This is a genomic window from Pseudomonas sp., assembly GCF_050739995.1.
Lineage (GTDB): Bacteria > Pseudomonadota > Gammaproteobacteria > Pseudomonadales > Pseudomonadaceae > Aquipseudomonas.
Window position 1 is genome coordinate 1 of record NZ_JBOICG010000577.1, and the last position, 3,991, is coordinate 3,991.

General features: G+C 62.6%; 2 protein-coding genes and 1 pseudogene. All 3 read right to left on the reverse strand.

From position 1 onward, the window contains the following. Positions 1-2,193 (reverse strand): DUF4347 domain-containing protein (locus ACRESD_RS19255; RefSeq protein ID WP_431752358.1); only part of this gene is annotated, 2,193 nt, incomplete at its 3' end. A 50-nt stretch (positions 2,194-2,243) separates the two neighbouring features. Then, complete coding sequence (locus ACRESD_RS19260) at positions 2,244-3,086, reverse strand: sulfotransferase family protein (RefSeq protein WP_431752359.1); 843 nt, start codon at positions 3,084-3,086, stop codon at positions 2,244-2,246. Positions 3,087-3,195: 109 nt separating this feature from the next. Then, a pseudogene (locus tag ACRESD_RS19265) lies at positions 3,196-3,991 on the reverse strand (glycosyltransferase family 39 protein); the annotation flags it as partial.

Consider the following 3,991-nt stretch of genomic DNA (forward strand, 5'->3'; position numbering starts at 1 on the left):
GCTCAGCGTGGGCGCCACCACCGAGACGGTCGCGGTCGGGCGCACGGTGTCGATGGTGTAGTTGTTCGAGGAAGTGGTGCCACTGCCCGGTGTCCCCAGCGATACACTGTTGACCCCGGTGTTGTCGAGGACGATATGGTTGGTCGCGCTGGTGGTACTTGCGTTCGGGGTGAAGGTGGCGGTCCAGGTGATGCCGCCGTCACTGGAGCTGACCGCGCTCAGGCTGCCGTTGGCAACCGTCAGGTCGGCGTTGGTGAAGCCCGTCACCGCCTGGTTGAAGGTGATGGTCACCAGCGAGGTGCTGCCGATGTGCTGCGCGTTGTTGGTCACCACGATGGTTGCGGTCGGCGCAGGCGCGTAGGCGGTGTTGACCGTGCCACCATCGTTGAAAATATTGTTCACAGCCGCGACGGAGGAGCCCGTAGAGCCGCCGCCCAACGCAGGACCACCGGAGCCGCTGCCACCAACGTTGCCGCTCAAGGCCGCGAAGTTGGCGGCAGTCATCAATACCGTGCCTTTGTTCCAGATCGCACCCACACCTTTACCAGCTGCGCCGCCCGAGTCGGCTGAACCACCCAGGCCTCCGCCGCCACCGCCGCCGCCACCGGCCGCGACGTTACCGGATATCACGGAGGTGCCAACGACCGTCAGGGTGCCGGTGCTGGCGTTGTAAATGCCACCCGCTGCCGACGCACCGGCCCGGCCGGGCTTGTCCCACCCGGAACCACCACCGCCGCCGCCAATGGAAATCGTGCCATTGTTCGCTGTGCCGCCGGCACCGCCGCTGCTGTAGTTGGCAGCGCCTACGCCGCCCGCGCCGCCTGAGCTACTGCCACCGCGGCCGCCCATGTAGTTGGGGTTGTAGCCACCACCGTTGCCACCGGTGTTGGCGCTACCGGAAGTGCCGCCGTAGACACCGGTGCCAAAGCCCGAAGTGCCCCCATGGCCGCCGGCCTGCCCGCCCAGCGCACCACCACCGCCACCACCGCCACCGACCGCGCCACCGACATAGGGCGCTGTGACCCCGCCGCCACCACCGCCACCCGAAGCCGCGTTGCTGGTCACCGTGACATTGTTCAAGGTCAGGTTACCGGCGTTGAAAATACCGCCGCCCATCGACGCAGTGCCGTCGGTACCCGCCGCGGCCCCATTACCGATCACCAACCCTTGCTTGATGATCAAGCCATCCAGTGTCGCCGTCACCCCGCTGACAACCTGCAACACCCGGGTCTTGTACTGCCCGTTGAGAGTCACGTCCGCGATGCCGTCGTGGTTCAGATCACCTGCGACGGTGACATTCTTCGTGATGGTCAGCTGCGAGTTCAGGTTGACCGTCATGGTCGTGCTGAACGTGACCGTGTCACCGACCACCGCGTCACTCAGCGCCTGGCGCAGCGAACCGACGCCGCTATCACCGTTGTTGGTCACCGTTATCGTGGACAAGCCGTACTGATACGCCGACATCGCCTGGTACGACAGCGCGGTATGGCTCTCGATGGAGCCGGTGGCGATCTCCAGGGTCCAGTCGCCGCCCTCGCCGGTGCGGTTGGTGGAGGCGGCAATATCACGACCCGTCAGTTGCGCCAGGGAGTCGACAAAGTTCAGGCCCTTGGTGCCCTCTGCCGTGTTGCAGGCATAGATCAGGATATCGCCGCCCACATTCATGTCCTGGCCGATCTGCGCCAGCACTTCGCTGCGGGCCGCGACGTTGTCGGCCGACAAATAGGTGCTGCCCAGCCACAAATCGCCGGTGTTGCCATGGGCGATGATCTGCACCGAGCTCACGCCTTGATGGCTGCCCAGGTAATCGGCGATCTGTTGCAAACCGTCTTTGCTGGCATCCAGTTGCACCACCTGGGTGCCAGGGGCGACGCCCTTGAGCAGGTCGGCGGAATCTTTGACCCGGGCATCGACAAACACCACGGCCTGCCCCGGTACGGCAACCGGCACGGGGGTAGCCGGAGCATCAGTTTGCGGGTGGCTTTCGCTGCCAGCGGCGGCATGTTCAGTGGCCGGCGCCTTGGCGGCTGCATCGGCGGCCGTGGCGTGGCTGTCGGCTTGCGCCGCACCGACCACGGTGGCAGCCACCGCGCCATCAAACAACATGCGCGGTTCCAGGGACATGATCATCGGCGTTGCCAGGGTGTGGGTGCCTGTCGTTGTCTGCCGTGCCTTACCTTTGCTCCACCACATGCTGCTCACCCGCTTGTCGAATGCTGATAACCGCAATGAAAAAACCGCGATCAATTGATCGCAGCATCGGCTTTGGTACGAATCACATTAGCGGCGCTCAGAGTTCCATCCCGCCAGAAATCCATATGCGCAAATTGCTCGAAAAGGTCTGGCGGCAGGATCGTGCGCCGAGGCTGCAATGCGACCTTGGGCTTGACCCGATGCAACCCGCTGACACCCAGCGCTTCGTCGAAGTCCGGCGCGTCATAGCTGAGGTTGTCGAAGTCATGCTCGAACCACGGCTCGCCAATAAATTCGTAGATCAGTCGCATCACGCGCTCAGGCGCCTGGGACAGCAGGTCGTAATCGACGAGCAGCATGGAGCCGGCGTTTTCACCGTAGTAAGCCTCTTTGAGGGCCGACCAGGCATAACCCACCAGGCGATTGCGCTGGCCCAGGGTTTCGACACGGCTGTAGACGGTGTTGCGCTCGATGTCATCGTTGAACAGCTTGGTGTTCTCAAACGGATTGGCGCGGTAGAGACGTTCCAGGCTGTCCATGATCCATGCGACGTTGCGCACACAGGCAATGACCTTGGCCTGGGGGAACAGCTCGTGCAGCGCGGGCATGCGCGCGCACCACTGGCGGTTGGTGTCGAACACCACAGGGGTGGAAGGTTGATCGCCGTAGTAGGAATCGAATAGCCCGCGCAACAGACGGCGGCGGGTGTTGGCGTCAATGACCGAGCCAAACTCGCTGCCGGCACTGCACTGCGCCAGCACGCCATTGAATAACGTCCCTACGGGGCTGCTCATGCCCGCGCGAAAACGAGGGTTCTGCAACAGGATCGCAGAGAGCAAAGTCGAGCCGGAACGCGGCAGACCGGAGATAAAGTGATACTGCAATCCTTTCACCACTTCTTATAGGACAAGTCCATTTATTGGCGAAGCGTAGCTGAGGATTACAGGGTCAACTAGTGGTCATTTGCCACTATTTCGGCATTTTCCTAATACCGATTCGCGATTAGCGGCAGCCCTCTGGCTGCGAAGGCTCTGGGCCGCGGCACAGCACAAAAAGACGCGCTCGTGCGCCACCGCCATCCTGGCGTAAAAGCTCGCGCCAATCAGCGGGAATCGGTGCGAAATCATCCGGCGGCTCAGTGCTGCTGATCAGCCAGACGCGTCGGGTATCAGCCGGTAATGCCGACAGGCGGTCGAGGTAAATGCGCCCGCCGTCCTGGTCCACCAGGGTGCCGAAGCCGTAGGCGTTTGGCCGAGTCGACGTGCCATCCGGTTTGGGCGGCGTGTAGAGCTGCAATTGGGCGTCGGTCTGGTCGTAATACACGTAACTCAGGTACCACAGCATGTCGCTGAGGACGATGCGGTCATCTTCCTGGTAATTGCGATTGACGAACTCCACCGGCACGTTGAATTGGTCGTGCTCGTCCACGGTGGAATTGTTCTTCACCCCCAGCAGCTCCACGCTGATAAACAACACCAGGAGAGCGGTCCCCCAGCGCGACAGGCGTTTGGGAAGACGCTCAATGGCCAGGCCCACCAGGATCGGCAAGCCAAGGGCATACACCGTGAGATAGCGCTCGATGAATACCGGGGACAGAAACGACACGGCATACACCAGCAGCAGCGGCAGCAGGAAGAACAGCGCCAGCAGCCAGGCCGGCCGATGGGGCTCACGATCACGCCAGGCGGTCACACCCACCACGGCAATCAGCAACAGCGGGAACAGCCAGAACAACGGTTTCCAGAAATCGATGCCCTCATCCTGGAGCATGAACTGCCAGACCATCGACGGTACGGAG